This window comes from Sinorhizobium prairiense (assembly GCF_029201645.2).
GTDB classification, from domain to species: domain Bacteria; phylum Pseudomonadota; class Alphaproteobacteria; order Rhizobiales; family Rhizobiaceae; genus Sinorhizobium; species Sinorhizobium meliloti_A.
This window is the reverse complement of sequence record NZ_CP104133.1, coordinates 880,683-894,732: the sequence shown is the minus strand read 5'-3', so window position 1 is coordinate 894,732 and position 14,050 is coordinate 880,683. Positions and strand designations below refer to the sequence as shown.

The window sequence follows — 14,050 nt, the reverse complement described above, 5'->3', positions numbered from 1 at the left end:
ACAGGCTCCGGTATTCCGTTCGCGCGATCAGGTGATGCGGCGGATACTGTCGGCGATCTCCTGCGGCTCGAAGACGCGTTTCCAGTCCTCGCGCATGAGCATCGGCTTGCCGAATTCGATGGCCTTGTTGCAGGCGTCGGAGAAAACGCCGGGCGTCTCGTCGAAGATCACGGCGCCGAGCACGTTCATGTGGCCGAGCAGGAAGTCGCGCGCGGCCTCTTTCGGGACGCCACGCTTGACGCACTCCTCCATCGCCTCGCGCATCACGACCAGCAGCGAGGCGCAGACCGTTTCGGAGAGGCCCGGCTCCAGCAGCGCAATCTGTTCGACCGTCACCCGGTGCGAGCGCATTACCGGCGCCCAGATGACCTTTGCGATCTCCTCGCCGAGCGCATAGGCCTCTTCCGGCCCCTGCATCAGCGCGGAGACGATGTGCTGCTTGGCGGCGACTCCGCCGAAGAAGTCGCGCTTGGCCGCCGGGTCCGTCTCGTCGTTGAAGATCGGCGGGTGGCAGGGATGGGTAACGAAATAGGTAAGATCGCCGCGCTCCGGCAGATGACCGGCATAGGGTGCCGCCGCATCGAGGACGATGACCATCGTTCCGGGCTTCAGTCTATCCACAATCGCGGAAGCAACCTTGCCGATCGCCGTATCCGGCACCGCCAGAATGACCACCTCGGCACCGTCCAGCGCCTCATCGGCAGCGACGGCCTGAAGCCCGAGTTCGTCGGCCAGCCGCGCCTTGCCCGCCTCGCTCACCTCGACATGGCGCACGTCGAAACGCGAGCCTTTGAGGTTCTTGGCCAGGCGGCAGCCCATCTTCCCGCCGGCGCCGAACAGGGCAATCGATGTCATTCGCAACTCCTCAGCTATCTCGACGTTCCGAATAGCCGAACTGGTATAATGAGTCAATGAGCATATCAGCGGCGGTGATCGCAAAGCAGTCTGCAGTTGACAAGTAACGGTGTTCGGATTATCACTGACGAAATTCGAAATTCGTCACTCATCAGCAGGAGACAGGATGAGCGATCTCGCAGACAACGCCGCCGAAGCAGCCCGCCAGGAAAACGTGACGCGTATTCTTGAAGCGGCGGAGCGGCTGTTCCGCCACTACGGCTATGCCAAGACAAACGTCGCCGATATCGCGCGCGAGCTGGATATGTCGCCGGCCAACATCTACCGTTTCTTCGCGTCGAAGACGGAAATTCATCAGGCGCTTTGCTCGCGCATGCTCGGGGCAAGCTACCAGCAGGCGCTGGAAATCGCGCGTCTGCCGCTCAGCGCTTCCGAGCGGCTGAGGCGCTACGGGCTGGGGCAGCACAAGCTCACGGTCGAGACAATGCTCGACGAACAGAAAGTCCATGAAATGGTCGTCGTGGCGATCGAGCGCGACTGGCACGTGATCGAGAAACATATCGGCCGTCTGGACGAGCTCCTCGCAGCTATTATCCGCGAGGGGATCGAAGCCGGAGAGTTCGCCGAACAGGACCCAGCTATCGCCGCCAGATGCTTCGGCGCCAGTCTCGTCACCCTTTGCCATCCGCAGATCGTCGCCCAGTGTCTCGCCAAGGAAAACCGCGCGACACCCGAGGAGCTCATCGAGTTCGCGATCCGGGCGCTGAAAAAATAAGCTTGCCGCTCCAACATGTGAGCGGTTTCGGGGCGAAGCCATGCACAAAAACGCCGCGCCGCCGCAGAGCGGCCAAGGAGAGTAAGAGCGATGTTTTCAGGAAGCGCCCTCAACCGACCGTTCGCCGCCCGTCTCCTCACCGTGATTCTGCTCGCTGCCGTTCTCTCCGGCTGCTCGGATGAGAAAGTCGAGACGAAGGAGACCATACGCCCGGTCAAGGTCGTGGAGATTGCTCCGGCCGGCGAGCCGCGGGAGCTTCACTATTCCGGCTCGGTCAGAGCGCGCACGGAGATGAATCTCGGTTTCCGCGTCGGCGGCAAGATCACCGAACGGCTCGTCAATATCGGCGACCGGGTCAAGCCGGGTGACATTCTCGCCCGTATCGACGCCACCGACTATCAGCTTGCGGTCACGAGCGCAGAGGCAGACCTGCTTGCCACCGAAAAGCAGGTCCGGACGACAGCGCTTGCGAAACTCCGGGCCGAACAGCTCTTCAGCAAATCGTTTTCCTCCCAGGCTCAACTCGATCAGGCGACCCTTCTTTACGATCAGGCGGTCTCGACGCGAGACGCCGCGGCTTCGTCGCTGAGCCAGGCGAAGAACCAGGTAAACTATACGGACCTCAAGGCCGACCAGAACGGCATCGTCACGATCGTCAACGCCGATATCGGCCAGGTCGTCGGCACCGGAACGCCCGTCGTGACCGTCGCGGTCGACGGCGAGAAGGAAGTCGAAATCGCAGTGCCGGAAACGGATATTGCCGAATTCAAGCCCGGCAAACCGGTCGGGGTGCGCTTCTGGTCGAACGACATGCTTGTGCTCGACGGACATGTGCGCGAAGTCTCCGGCAGTGCCGATCCGCGCTCGCGCACCTTTTCCGTACGCGTCAGCCTGCCGAACGACAAGCGCGTGCTTCTCGGCATGACGGCGACGGTCGAGGCGGCTGCGGAAAGCTCGGCGCCGTTCGTTTCCATCCCCCTGAGCGCGCTGTCGAAGAAGGACGGCCAGAATATCGTCTGGATCGTTGACCGTGACTTCTCGACCGTCCATGCGCGCCCGATCAAGCTCGCCGATTTCGCCGATAACGGTGTGCGGGTCGCCGAAGGCCTCGGCGCCGGCGACCTCGTCGTTGCCGCAGGCACACAGTTCATGGCCGAGGATCTGAAGGTGAGACTTCAGGCGGGCGAACAGCAATCGGCCGAGCAGCAGTCCGCCCGGGCCGAAACGCCCGAAATTCTCCGTTAGAGCTCGCAGCAAAGAAGCGCTCTGACACTTTGAAACTATGCACTTAACACGGAAAACCGGTTCCCATTTTTCCTGGAAGTGCTTCAACCTCCACCAGTAGAACGGGACGACGGCCATGCACGCCTCCACCGAGGACAAGAAACCGTTCAATCTTTCGCGCTGGGCGATCGGGCATCCGAGCATCGCGCGCTTCCTACTGGCGCTGATCATCATCACCGGCGGGCTTGGGCTCCTGCGCATGGGGCAACGCGAGGATCCGGAATTCACGTTCCGCGTCATGGTGGTGCAAGCCGTATGGCCGGGAGCTTCCATCCAGGAAATGGAAGATCAGGTCGTCAACAAGATCGAGCGCAAGCTGCAGGAAACGCCGCATCTCGATTTCGTCCGTTCCTATACGCGCGCCGGCAGCGCCATCATCACGGTCCAGATCGAGGGCGACACCGACGCAGACGAGGTCGCCGACGCCTTCTACCAGGTGCGCAAGAAGGTGGGCGACATCGGCAACGAGCTGCCCGAGGGCGTGCTCGGCCCCTATTTCAACGATGAGTTCGGCGACACCTTTATCACCCTGCATTCGATCAGCGGCGACGGCTTCAGCTATCCCGAACTGAAGCGCTTCGCGATCGAAGGGCGCGACATGCTGCTGACGACACCAGGCGTCGAGAAGGTCGTGATCCTCGGAGACCAGCCCGAGAAAATCTATATAGACCTCTCCTCCAAGGTTCTCGCAGAGCGCGGCCTGACGTTCAACGACCTGCGCAATGCGATCGCCGGTCAGAACAATGTCGATCATGCCGGCTCTGTCGACACCGGTACGCGCTCGGTGCGCATCTCCGTCGAAGGAGACGTCACCAAGGTCGAGGACATCCGTGAACTGCGGCTGAGGGCGGGAAACCGGACCATCCGGCTCGGCGACATCGCGACCGTGACCTCCGGGCTGGAAGATCCCTATGCACGGAAATTCCGATTCAACGGCCACGACAGCGTCCAGATCGGCGTCGTCATGGCAAAGGGCTTCAACGTCACGGACGTAGGCAAGGCAGTGGAAGCGACCTACCATCGCTTTGAGTCCGCCCTGCCCTACGGCGTGTCGGTCGATCAAGTCTCCAATCAGCCGGAAGTCGTCACCGAAGCGATAACCGAGTTCAGCCACGCGCTCATCGAAGCGCTGATCATCGTCCTCATCGTCTCCTTCCTGTCGATCGGCTGGCGCTCCGGTCTCGTGATCGCGATTGCCATTCCGCTCGTACTCGCGGCCACCTTTGCGATCATGTACGAGCTGGGCATCGACCTTCAGCGCATCTCGCTCGGGGCGCTGATCATCGCTCTCGGCCTGCTTGTCGACGACGCGATGATCGTGGTCGAAATGATGGAGCGAAAACTCGAAGAGGGGCTGGAAAAGATCGACGCGGCAAGCTTCGCCTATTCCTCGACCGCTTTTCCCATGCTGACCGGCACTCTGATCACCACCGCCGGCTTTATCCCCGTCGGCTTCGCGGAATCGACCGCCGGCGAATATGTCCGCTCGCTCTTCTACGTCGTCGGCATCGCCCTGGTGGTCTCCTGGTTCGTGGCTGTCTATTTCACGCCCTGGCTCGGCTATATGATCCTGAAGCAGCGCCACCACGCCGGCACCCATCACGACGTCTTCGATACGCGCTTCTATCGCCGCCTGAGGGCGACCGTCGGCTGGGCAGTGCGCCATCGCGTCGTCGTGCTCCTGACGACGCTTGCCATCTTCGTGACGAGCCTTTGGGCATTTCAGTTCATTCCGAAGAATTTCTTCCCGCAGTCCTCGCGCCCGGAAATTCTGGTCGATCTCTGGCTGCCGGAGGGAACGAGCATCAAGGAGGTCGAAAAGCAGGCGAAGGCGCTCGAGGAGCGGATGATGGACGATGAGGACAAGCGCTTCATCGCCACCTATATCGGCGAAGGCGCGCCGCGCTTCTTCCTGCCGCTCGACCAGCAGCTTCGCAATCCGAACTTCGCGCAGCTCCTCGTCATGGCAAAGGATGAGGCGGCCCGCGAGCGGCTGATCGTCAAGCTGCGCACGATACTGGCCGAGGATTTCCCCTCCATCCGCACCAAGGTCGACCGGTTGTTCCTGGGACCGCCGACCGGATGGCCCGTGCAGATGCGGGTGATGGGCCCCGACCGCGAGGAAGTCCGTCGGATCGCCGACCAGGTGAAGACGAAATTTCAGGAAAACCCGCTGCTCGGCGCCATTCATGACGACTGGCTCGAACCTGTGCCGGCGATGAAGCTGGTGATCGACCAGGACCGCGCCCGCGCCCTCGGCATCACGTCGCAGCGCATCCGCCAGATGTTGCAGGCGGCAATGTCCGGCGTCCCGCTCGACAGCTTCCGCGACGGCGAGGAAACGGTCTCCATCGTGGCGCGGGAACCCGGCGGCAATCGCCACCTGCTCTCTGCCGTCCAGTCGGTCTATGTGCCCACCGATTTCGGCGGCTTCGTCCCGGTCTCGCAGATCGCCAAGGTCGTTCCCGTCATGGAACAGGGTATCGAGTGGCGGCGCGACCGGCTGCCCACGATCACCGTGCGCGGAACGCTGCCTGACGGCGTGCAGCCGAACGACGTGGCGATGCAGCTCTTCGACGAGCTCAAGGGACTGAGGGAGGGTCTTGCGCCCGGCTACAAGGTGGAGATCCAGGGCGGCGCCGAAGACAGCGCCGAGAGCCAGGCCTCGATCGCCGCCAAGGCGCCGATCATGCTGGTGGTGATCGTCATCCTCCTGATGGTGCAGCTCCAGCATTTCGGCAAGGCGATGCTGGTGCTCGCAACCGGTCCGCTCGGGATCATCGGTGCGGCGGCGGCCCTGCTCATCAGCGGAGCACCCTTCGGCTTCGTCGCCATCCTGGGGGTCATCGCGCTGCTCGGCATCATCATCCGCAACTCGATCATTCTGGTGGACCAGATCGACCAGGACATCGCGGCCGGGATGGAACGTTCCGAGGCGATCATCGGCGCTGCGGTGCGCCGCTTCCGACCGATCATGCTGACGGCGCTCACCGCGGTGCTGGCATTGATCCCGATCTCCCGCGGCGTCTTCTGGGGACCGCTCGCCTATGCGATGATGGGCGGGATACTGGTTGCCACCGTTCTGACGATCCTGGTTCTGCCGGCCGGTTATGCGCTCTTCTTCGGCAAGGAGCCGAAATCGCGCAAAACGGACCCGGAGCCTGCCGACGCGCAGGACGATTCGGACGAACAGGAGCGCTACCCGGCGCCGCTTGCGGCAGAGTAAGTGGAGATCGGCCACTCTTGCCCAATTCTGTCGAATTCGGAATAATGTGATAATCTCACCGGGTTTCGATCCCCATGATCGGACAGGATCAGAGGCAGGAGCAGGAATGAGCACGATCATGTTCCCGCAAAGGGACTTGCGCGAAGAGACCGCAGCCCTTCGCGCGCAGATTCTCGACAGGCTGTCGAAACTGCCCTGGGACGGGCTTTCCTTCGCGCATCCCGTTCCGGGCCTCTCGCTCTATCGCATCGTCGAGCCGGCGGGCCCCTTTTCGAGCGTTTACGAGCCAAGCCTCTCTTTCATCATCAAGGGAAGCAAGAATGTCCGCGTCGGCAACGAGACGCTCGTCTACGATGAAGGCTGCTTCTTCCTCACCGCCATCGGCCTTCCCGTAACTGCGCAGATCTGCGCGGCAAGCGAAGGGGAGCCCTATGTCGCAGCGGCCTTGCGTCTGGACATGGAAAAAGTGCGGCGCATCATTGCCGATCACGACATACACCCGACCGACATTCCCGAGCGCGACCTTGGTGTGGCTGTCGGCACCGCGACGCGCGAGCTCTTCGATGCCCTGTTCCGGCTGATTTCGCTTGCAGGCTCGCCGGCCGACATTCCGTTCCTGGCCGGCCATATCCAGAACGAGATCCTCTATCGGCTTCTCACCGGCGAGCAGGGCGCGCGGCTCCGGCGCTTCGCGCTCGCGGGCACGAACAGCAACCGCGTCGCCAAGGCGGTCCTATGGTTGAAGGAAAACTACACCAAACCGCTTCGCGTGGAAGAACTGGCCGAGATCGCCAATATGGGCGTCTCCACGCTGCACCACCACTTCCGAGCCATGACCGCGATGAGCCCCCTGCAGTTCCAGAAGCATCTGCGACTCCATCACGCACGGGAACTGATGCTCTCCAAGTCGCTCGATGCGGCAACGGCGGCGCTGCAGGTCGGCTACGAGAGCCCGACCCAGTTCAACCGGGAGTACCGCCGGGCATTCGGCCATCCGCCGCTGCGCGACATCAGGGCGATTCTGAATTCCAACGATTCGACCAGGCGGAACTCCGCGGGATGATTGCTGTCCCACCCGGTGCGATGATCACGATCCCGTCAACCTGGCAGGAATGGGCAATAATTCGGCAGGATTGAATCTACCAGCCCGGCGAATGGTCTTCTAAGCTCCAGGTCTCGTTCATGGTCTTAGGTCAGGTTGCCTGACTCGTGAGCGTGAGTAATTCCAAGAGCTTGAGCGGAATGTGGGCGGAAGACCTTTCCACATCCGCGCCAGCGTCAGTCCGGCATGTGGCAGCGGCATCCGCTTCACGCGCCGAAACGCGAGGAGAACACCATGGTGACTGTTAAGATCAACGGCGTCGACCACAAGATCGAGGCCGAGGCGGATATGCCGCTTCTGTGGGCAATCCGGGACCTTGTCGGGTTGACGGGCACGAAATTCGGCTGCGGCATGGCGCAATGCGGCGCCTGCACGGTCTATGTCGACGGCTCGCCCACTCGGTCCTGTCAAACCTTCATCGGCGACATCGAAGGAGCCGAGGTGACGACGATCGAGGGCCTGAACGGAAAGGTTGCCGAGACGGTGCAGGCGGTCTGGGCCGATCTCGACGTTCCGCAATGCGGCTACTGTCAGTCCGGCCAGATCATGTCCGCTACGGACCTTCTGGCCAACAATCCCAAACCGACGGATGCCGACATCGACGCCGCCATGTCCGGCAATCTCTGTCGGTGCGCCACCTACCATCGTATCCGCGCGGGCATTCACGAAGCCGCGAAGCGTCTGGAGGCCTGACATGATATCGAAACTGATGCAATCGATCGCCCGTCCTGCCGCCCGGATGGAAACGTCGCGGCGACAATTCCTGCTCGGCGCGCTCGCGGCCGGGACCGGCATTGCCGTCGGATACCGGGTTCTCGCCGCCTCCCCGGCATTTGCGGGCGAGGCGGAAACGGAGAGCGGCTCACACGCATTTTCTCCCTACCTGATGATCGGAGCAGACGGAAAGGTGACCGTGCTCTCGTCCCAGTTCGAAATGGGTCAGGGTTCCTATAACGGCGTCGCCACGCTGGTGGCGGAAGAACTCGACGCCGACTGGTCCACGATCGATGTCAAGGGCGCGGCCGGCAATATACCGGCCTATGGCAATATCGCCTTTGGCGGGACCATGCAGGGCACGGGAGGCTCGACCTCCATGTCTACCTCCTGGGAACGTTACCGCAAGGCAGGTGCCGCAGCCCGGGCGATGCTGGTTGCTGCAGCCGCGGCCGAGTGGGGCGTCGACGCGGCTGAGATAACCGTCGAGAACGGCACCCTTGCCCATCCCTCCGGCAAGAGCGGCGGTTTCGGCGCATTTGCGCCAAAAGCGGCCACGATGCCGGTGCCGACCGACGTAAAGCTCAAGGAACCGGGCGACTGGAAGCTCATCGGCAACGCCAAGCTGAAGCGCTTCGACAGCGCCCGGAAGGCAAACGGAACCGAGCAATACACGATCGACGTGAAGCTGCCGGGCATGCTGACGGCGGTGATGATCCACCCGCCCCTCTTCGGCGCCAAGGTCAAGTCCTTCGACGCTACGGCCGCCCGCGCCATCAAGGGTGTGGTCGACGTGGTGGAAACGCCGCGCGGCGTGGCGGTGGTCGGCGAACATATGTGGGCCGCGATCAAGGGCCGGGAAGCGGTCACCGTCGAGTGGGACGAAACGGACGCCGAAAAACGGGGCACGCCCGAGCTCATGTCCACCTATCGCGACCTCGCCGGCAAGACACCGGCCGCATTCGCGCGCAAGGACGGGGATGCCGACGCCGCATTCGCATCGGCCGCAAAGGTCATCGAAGCGACGTTCGAGTTCCCCTATCTCGCGCATGCCGCCCTGGAACCCCTGAATGCGGTCGCACGCAGGAACGAAGACGGCACGATCGAGGTATGGGGCGGGCATCAGCTCCCCGACGTCTACCAGAAACTCGCCAGCGAAATTGCCGGCGTACCGGTCGAAAAGGTCCGGCTCAACGTCATGAAGACCGGCGGCAGCTTCGGCCGGCGTGCGGTATTCGACGGCGACGTCGTGGCCGAAGCCGTCCATGTGGCGAAGGCTCTCGGTTTTCGTGCACCGGTCAAAGTGCAATGGACCCGGGAAGACGATACGCGCGCCGGGCGGTATCGGCCGGCCTATGTGCATCGCCTGAAGGCCGGCATCGACGCAAGCGGGAAACTCGTTGCCTGGAGCGATCACATCGTCGGTCAGTCGATCGTGGCGAAAACAGCCTGGGACGGGATGGTCCAGAACGGGGTCGACCCGACATCCGTCGAAGGAGCAAACAACCTGCCCTATGCCATCCAGAACCAGACCGTCGGGCTTACGACCACCGACGTTCGCGTTCCGGTCCTCTGGTGGCGCTCCGTCGGTTCGACGCACACGGCATTCGCAGCCGAAGCCTTCCTGGACGAGGTCGCCGAGGCTGCCGGGCAGGATCCCCTGGAGTTCCGCCTGTCGATGCTCGAACCCGGCTCGCGCCACGCGACCGTTCTCAAGCTGGCGGCGGAAAAAGCCGAATGGCAGAAGCCTCTGCCCGAAGGCCGCTTCCGCGGGGTCGCGGTCGCCGAGAGCTTCGGTTCGGTGGTGGCTCAGATTGCCGAAGTTTCCATCGAAGGCGAGGGCATCAAGGTCGAGCGCGTCGTTGCGGCCGTCGACTGCGGCCTGGCGATCAATCCGGATCAGGTCCGTGCTCAGGTCGAGGGCGGGATCGGCTTCGGGCTGAGCGCCATCCTGGGCGAGGAAATCACGCTCACGGAAGGCCAGGTCGATCAGGGCAATTACGATATGTACACACCGCTCAGGATCGACGCGATGCCGAAGGTCGAGGTCCATATCCTCGCCTCTGCCAACCCGCCGTCGGGGATCGGCGAACCCGGCGTTCCGCCGATCGGGCCTGCGGTTGCCAACGCGGCCTTCAAGGCGCTCGGCAAGCGGATCCGCGTCCTGCCCTTTGCAAAGTCGCTCAACGCCTGAGCGCTCATGCCGGCCGCCAGCGCGGCCGGTATCTTCCCGCGCCCAAGTTACGCCGAAGAATTTGCGGAAAGCTCCATTTCTCGGAAGCACCCGCACCGCAGCCTGTTAGGCGCCGTCGCTTCCTCGAGGCGACACGTTCAGAAGAGCGGATGGGCTCTCGTCCCTCCGTCGAAGCCGACCCCGGGCGGCGTCCCTCGCTCTCTCCCCTCCCCAGGGGCGCCGCCGAGCGCTGCGGAAGATGCCTCCTCCGCAGCGCCGCCGCCTGGAAGGCACCGCCGATGTTCATTGCGCGATCGCGGTTGAAGATATCGCCACGCAGGATGCGGTTCCTGTGGGAAGGAGCATCGCATGGCCCTGGCCGTTACCAAGCTGGTGGGTCTGGATGCCTAAAAGCGTGTCGGCTGCCGTGCCGCCCCAAGGCGGCACCCAGCGCCAGCAGCAGGCGGGAACTCGGCCGGCTCGAACCTTGAAAGTTGGCGACGAAACATTCCTTATAGGCAAATAAGAGTTGCGCATTGGCGCCGCCACGACACGCACAGGCTGATCGGCATCACTCCCCATGATACGGAAATCGTTGATGATTATTGGTCTTTCGGTCTGCGACGCATTACGCCCGCTCCGGTGGCGCCGCAACCGGCCCAGGCTCCGCTTCGAGGCGGCGCGATGCATCGGGTGATTCGCGAAGCGGAACCGCCTGCGCGTCCGCGCGCGCGGGCTAACCGAAGAACAGGGACGCGATCATGATGGCGGAAACCAGGCCGAGGGCGGCGATGAACACGATCAGGTCGATCGTAGGGTGATGGCGCAGACCGCGTCGCATGGCGAACTCCTCCACCCGTTGCGGGTCAAGCAGAACGTCCATGCGACGGATTTGTTCATCCTGCGGTCATAGGATTACGCGCAGCCGGGTGTTGCCGGATCAGTGTCCGCCCTTGCGGCGCGAATCGTGGCTGTGGTGGCGGTCGTGCTCGCCTCCGCCTCCGGAAACCTTGCTGCGCGTCCGGCGCTCGGAATCGGCCGGCGGCTTCTCTATTTCGAGCGGAGCTTTCGCATTTTCGTGGGAGGCGCCGGGACCGCCCTGGCGGATGCTTGCCGGTGTCTTCTTGGAGGTGGACATGCGCTCTGCCTCATCTGTCCTGCTGATAGCCCTGATGGGTCGTATTGACCTTGGTGTTGCCCTGCTGCCCCTTCTTCTCCGGATTTTCTGCGAAGTCGGGCTTCTTCGCCCCGGCGGATACGTTTCCAGACTCTCCGGCTCCCTTGTGGCTGCGGTTGTCCGACGGGACGGGTGGTGGTCGGCTGCTCATTCGAGACCTCCTCACTGTGCCGTGGCGTGTTTAGCGCCAGCGTCTTGCGGATATGCGGCCCTAACCTGTCAGGACGGGCGTTGTTCCTGGTCGTCGAAAGGCAGGACCGTGCCGGCAACTGCGGCATGCAGGTATGTTCCCAGGACAAGGCCGAAACCCATGGCGACATAGGCCATCATCAGGTCCGATTTCGGCAAAGCGAGCTCCCAGCCGGGCGTGAGGCGCTTGGGGACCAGACCGTAATCGACGAGGGCTGCAAGAGCGGTAGTGCCTGCCGCTGCGGCGACGACCCGAGAGGGCGAAGGCCGCGCGCTGCGCCCGATCATTGCCGAGAACGGGAGCGCCCACCAGAACGAGGCGAGCATGTGCGTTGTAAAGCCGGTGCCGGTGTGGGCGAGATCGGGACGCAATACCGACCCCGAGCGCGGGCCGTGTATCCAGTGGCTCGTCGCGTTGATCGGCCGCCACGGGCTCCTGTTCCGGCGCTCGGCCGCGACCGCCAGCGCCGCAAGGGCGGCGAGGCCCGCGCATAATCCGCTGGCGGCTATGAGTGATACTCGTGCCATCCGTCTCTCCCGAAATCGTGACAAGCCGATCGTGACAGGCCGACGGATGAACCGGCGGCCCGCCTCTTTGTTCCGGCCAGAAGGCGGTGCTCTACTCTGCCGGCTGCGGAACCGCTGCCGGGAGCGCTCCGCCGCCCGCAAGGCTGCGCTGGCCGGCCGCTATCGTCACCACGGTCGCCACCCCGGCGGCCACTGACACCCAGAAACCGTTCTGCGCGCCGAAATTGTCGACGACCCAGCCGGAGACGAACGCGCCCAAGGCCATGCCTATGCCGATGCCGGTCATCACCCAGGTAACGCCCTCCGTCAGCATCGACTCGGGTACGCGCCGCTCGATCAGCCCGAATGCCGTGATGAAGGTGGGCGAAATCGCGATGCCGCTGGCGAATACCGCCAAGGCGAGGAGCGGCACGGTGTCCGCGAAGAGAAGAGGCACCGACGTTATGGCGATGACGCTCACGGCGATCAGGAGCTGCCTGTGCAGGGGCATGGCGGGGTTCAGGGCACCGAGCGCCAGGCCCACCAGGAAGGAACCGACCGCATAGACGCCGATGACGAGACTGGCAGCCTGCGGCTCTCCGAGTTCCTTGGTGATCGCGACGGCACTGACTTCCGCCGTGGCGAAAATCGAACCGACGAAAATCAGGGCAAGCGTGATGATCTGCACGGGACGCTGACGGATTGCCGAGGCCTGCGAGACGCCGGCCTCCAATCGGCGCACCTTCGGCTCGGTCGAGCGCTGCAGGATGAAAGCCGCCGTCCCGAGCGCGAGGAATAGCGTGCTCGTCAGCATGCCGGCTTCCGGGAACAGAGCGACGGCGAGGCCGACCGACAGCGAGGCGCCGGAGATATAGACAAGCTCGTCTGCCGACGATTCGAAGGCGAAGGCTGTGTTCAGCTCGGGTTGATTGCGGAAGATCTCGGTCCAGCGGGCGCGGACCAAGGCGGGTATGCTGGGCATCATGGCGGCGAAGAAGGCAGATGCGAACAAAGTCCATGCGGGCCAGTCCCGGTTGGCTGCGATGATCAGCGCCAGGAATGCGGCGACTGACACGATCGTCGTCGGGACGACTACGGCGGTCTGGCCGAGGCGGTCGACCAGGCGCGATATCTGGGGCGCGACGAGCGCATTGGTGAGGGCGAAGGTAGCCGAAACCGCGCCTGCCAGCCAGTATTCGCCGTGGGTCTGCGACAGCATTGCGACGATACCGATCGGTGCCATCGCAATCGGCAGTCGTGCGAAGAAGCCTGCTGCCGAAAAGCCCTTGGCTCCCGGCGCCCTGAAAATTTTCCCATAGGGATTGGACATGAGACGCTCCTTGGAAGATGGTGCTAGATGACATACGCCGCGTATGTCATCTAGTTAGTTGCATACGCGCCGTATGTCAAATAAAATACGAGACGTATGCGAAACGGGAGACGACATGAACAGACCGCGAAAGGAAATGATCGCCGAGACCCGCGCGAAACTGATCGCGGCCGCCAGGCATTCCTTCGGCACCATCGGCTATGCGGACTCGTCGATGGACGATTTCACCGCCGAGGCCGGTTTGACCCGCGGTGCGCTCTACCATCATTTCGGTGACAAAAAGGGGCTGCTGCAGGCGGTGATCCGGGAGATCGACGCCGAGATGACGGCGCGCCTGAACAAGGTCTCTTCGGAAGCACCGACGCGCTGGCAGGGGTTCGTGGACGAGTGCGTCGCCTATATCCGCATGGCTCTCGAACCGGAAATTCAGCGCATCATGTTCCGTGATGGACCGGCGGTGCTTGGCGATATATCGCAATGGCCTATGAACGAAGGCTGCATAGCGGCGCTGGCGGGAAGCCTGGCTCGCCTCAAGGCCGAGGGGGCGGTCATCGACGTCGACACGGAAGCTGCAGCCCGTCTTATCAACGGAGCGAGCAGCCATGCAGCGCTATGGATCGCCAATTCAGACGACCCGCAGGAAACGTCGAAAAAGGCCGTTGAAGGCTTTCGGGCACTGCTCGAAGGTCTGAGGACCGGAAAGGGCTGACTGGCCCGG

General features: G+C 63.2%; 13 protein-coding genes. 7 read left to right on the top strand and 6 right to left on the bottom strand.

What is annotated here, in order from left to right; all coding sequences use genetic code 11:
* Positions 1-27 precede the first annotated feature (27 nt).
* Positions 28-855: a phosphogluconate dehydrogenase C-terminal domain-containing protein gene (locus N0Q91_RS27500; RefSeq protein ID WP_275598731.1), complete on the bottom strand. Its 828-nt coding sequence runs from the start codon at positions 853-855 to the stop codon at positions 28-30.
* 166 nt (positions 856-1,021) lie between these two features.
* On the opposite strand from N0Q91_RS27500, the gene N0Q91_RS27495 reads away from it, so the two are divergent.
* The 6 genes from N0Q91_RS27495 (at position 1,022) to N0Q91_RS27470 (ending at position 10,150) form a co-directional block, all read left to right on the top strand.
* Entirely contained in the window at positions 1,022-1,630 is a 609-nt protein-coding gene (locus N0Q91_RS27495; RefSeq protein WP_275598730.1) for a TetR/AcrR family transcriptional regulator, read from the top strand.
* A gap of 90 nt (positions 1,631-1,720) precedes the next feature.
* The gene (locus N0Q91_RS27490) at positions 1,721-2,875 is read left to right on the top strand and encodes an efflux RND transporter periplasmic adaptor subunit (RefSeq protein ID WP_275598729.1); all 1,155 of its coding nucleotides are present in this window, start codon (positions 1,721-1,723) and stop codon (positions 2,873-2,875) included.
* Between the two features lie 115 nt (positions 2,876-2,990).
* The gene (locus tag N0Q91_RS27485; RefSeq protein WP_275598728.1) at positions 2,991-6,140 is read left to right on the top strand and encodes an efflux RND transporter permease subunit; all 3,150 of its coding nucleotides are present in this window, start codon (positions 2,991-2,993) and stop codon (positions 6,138-6,140) included.
* Between the two features lie 106 nt (positions 6,141-6,246).
* A complete protein-coding gene (locus tag N0Q91_RS27480; RefSeq protein ID WP_275598727.1) occupies positions 6,247-7,203 on the top strand; it encodes an AraC family transcriptional regulator in 957 nt (318 codons plus the stop codon).
* A 273-nt stretch (positions 7,204-7,476) separates the two neighbouring features.
* Positions 7,477-7,935 (top strand): (2Fe-2S)-binding protein, encoded by a 459-nt coding sequence (locus N0Q91_RS27475; RefSeq protein WP_275598726.1) that lies wholly within the window; start codon positions 7,477-7,479, stop codon positions 7,933-7,935.
* Between the two features lies 1 nt (position 7,936).
* Entirely contained in the window at positions 7,937-10,150 is a 2,214-nt protein-coding gene (locus N0Q91_RS27470) for a xanthine dehydrogenase family protein molybdopterin-binding subunit (RefSeq protein WP_275598725.1), read from the top strand.
* A gap of 715 nt (positions 10,151-10,865) precedes the next feature.
* Here N0Q91_RS27470 and N0Q91_RS27465 read toward each other — a convergent pair.
* From N0Q91_RS27465 to N0Q91_RS27445, 5 genes are all read right to left on the bottom strand, one after another.
* The gene (locus tag N0Q91_RS27465) at positions 10,866-11,012 is read right to left on the bottom strand and encodes a hypothetical protein (RefSeq protein WP_100672421.1); all 147 of its coding nucleotides are present in this window, start codon (positions 11,010-11,012) and stop codon (positions 10,866-10,868) included.
* A 57-nt stretch (positions 11,013-11,069) separates the two neighbouring features.
* Positions 11,070-11,267, bottom strand: a complete 198-nt coding sequence (locus N0Q91_RS27460; protein WP_102764066.1) for a hypothetical protein — start codon at positions 11,265-11,267, stop codon at positions 11,070-11,072.
* A 10-nt stretch (positions 11,268-11,277) separates the two neighbouring features.
* Positions 11,278-11,457: a hypothetical protein gene (locus N0Q91_RS27455; protein ID WP_275598724.1), complete on the bottom strand. Its 180-nt coding sequence runs from the start codon at positions 11,455-11,457 to the stop codon at positions 11,278-11,280.
* Between the two features lie 68 nt (positions 11,458-11,525).
* The gene (locus tag N0Q91_RS27450) at positions 11,526-12,023 is read right to left on the bottom strand and encodes a hypothetical protein (RefSeq protein WP_275598723.1); all 498 of its coding nucleotides are present in this window, start codon (positions 12,021-12,023) and stop codon (positions 11,526-11,528) included.
* Positions 12,024-12,114: 91 nt separating this feature from the next.
* Complete coding sequence (locus N0Q91_RS27445; RefSeq protein WP_275598722.1) at positions 12,115-13,332, bottom strand: MFS transporter; 1,218 nt, start codon at positions 13,330-13,332, stop codon at positions 12,115-12,117.
* Between the two features lie 115 nt (positions 13,333-13,447).
* Between N0Q91_RS27445 and N0Q91_RS27440 the strand changes: the two genes are divergently transcribed.
* The gene (locus tag N0Q91_RS27440; RefSeq protein ID WP_102764070.1) at positions 13,448-14,041 is read left to right on the top strand and encodes a TetR/AcrR family transcriptional regulator; all 594 of its coding nucleotides are present in this window, start codon (positions 13,448-13,450) and stop codon (positions 14,039-14,041) included.
* Positions 14,042-14,050: the final 9 nt, after the last annotated feature.

Bases quoted from the DNA above. Each gene is read 5' to 3' on its own strand.
- N0Q91_RS27500 (WP_275598731.1), bottom strand. From the start codon at position 855: ATGACATCGATTGCCCTGTTCGGCGCCGGCGGGAAGATGGGCTGCCGC.
- N0Q91_RS27495 (WP_275598730.1), top strand. From the start codon at position 1,022: ATGAGCGATCTCGCAGACAACGCCGCCGAAGCAGCCCGCCAGGAAAAC.
- N0Q91_RS27490 (WP_275598729.1), top strand. From the start codon at position 1,721: ATGTTTTCAGGAAGCGCCCTCAACCGACCGTTCGCCGCCCGTCTCCTC.
- N0Q91_RS27485 (WP_275598728.1), top strand. From the start codon at position 2,991: ATGCACGCCTCCACCGAGGACAAGAAACCGTTCAATCTTTCGCGCTGG.
- N0Q91_RS27480 (WP_275598727.1), top strand. From the start codon at position 6,247: ATGAGCACGATCATGTTCCCGCAAAGGGACTTGCGCGAAGAGACCGCA.
- N0Q91_RS27475 (WP_275598726.1), top strand. From the start codon at position 7,477: ATGGTGACTGTTAAGATCAACGGCGTCGACCACAAGATCGAGGCCGAG.
- N0Q91_RS27470 (WP_275598725.1), top strand. From the start codon at position 7,937: ATGATATCGAAACTGATGCAATCGATCGCCCGTCCTGCCGCCCGGATG.
- N0Q91_RS27465 (WP_100672421.1), bottom strand. From the start codon at position 11,012: ATGGACGTTCTGCTTGACCCGCAACGGGTGGAGGAGTTCGCCATGCGA.
- N0Q91_RS27460 (WP_102764066.1), bottom strand. From the start codon at position 11,267: ATGTCCACCTCCAAGAAGACACCGGCAAGCATCCGCCAGGGCGGTCCC.
- N0Q91_RS27455 (WP_275598724.1), bottom strand. From the start codon at position 11,457: ATGAGCAGCCGACCACCACCCGTCCCGTCGGACAACCGCAGCCACAAG.
- N0Q91_RS27450 (WP_275598723.1), bottom strand. From the start codon at position 12,023: ATGGCACGAGTATCACTCATAGCCGCCAGCGGATTATGCGCGGGCCTC.
- N0Q91_RS27445 (WP_275598722.1), bottom strand. From the start codon at position 13,332: ATGTCCAATCCCTATGGGAAAATTTTCAGGGCGCCGGGAGCCAAGGGC.
- N0Q91_RS27440 (WP_102764070.1), top strand. From the start codon at position 13,448: ATGAACAGACCGCGAAAGGAAATGATCGCCGAGACCCGCGCGAAACTG.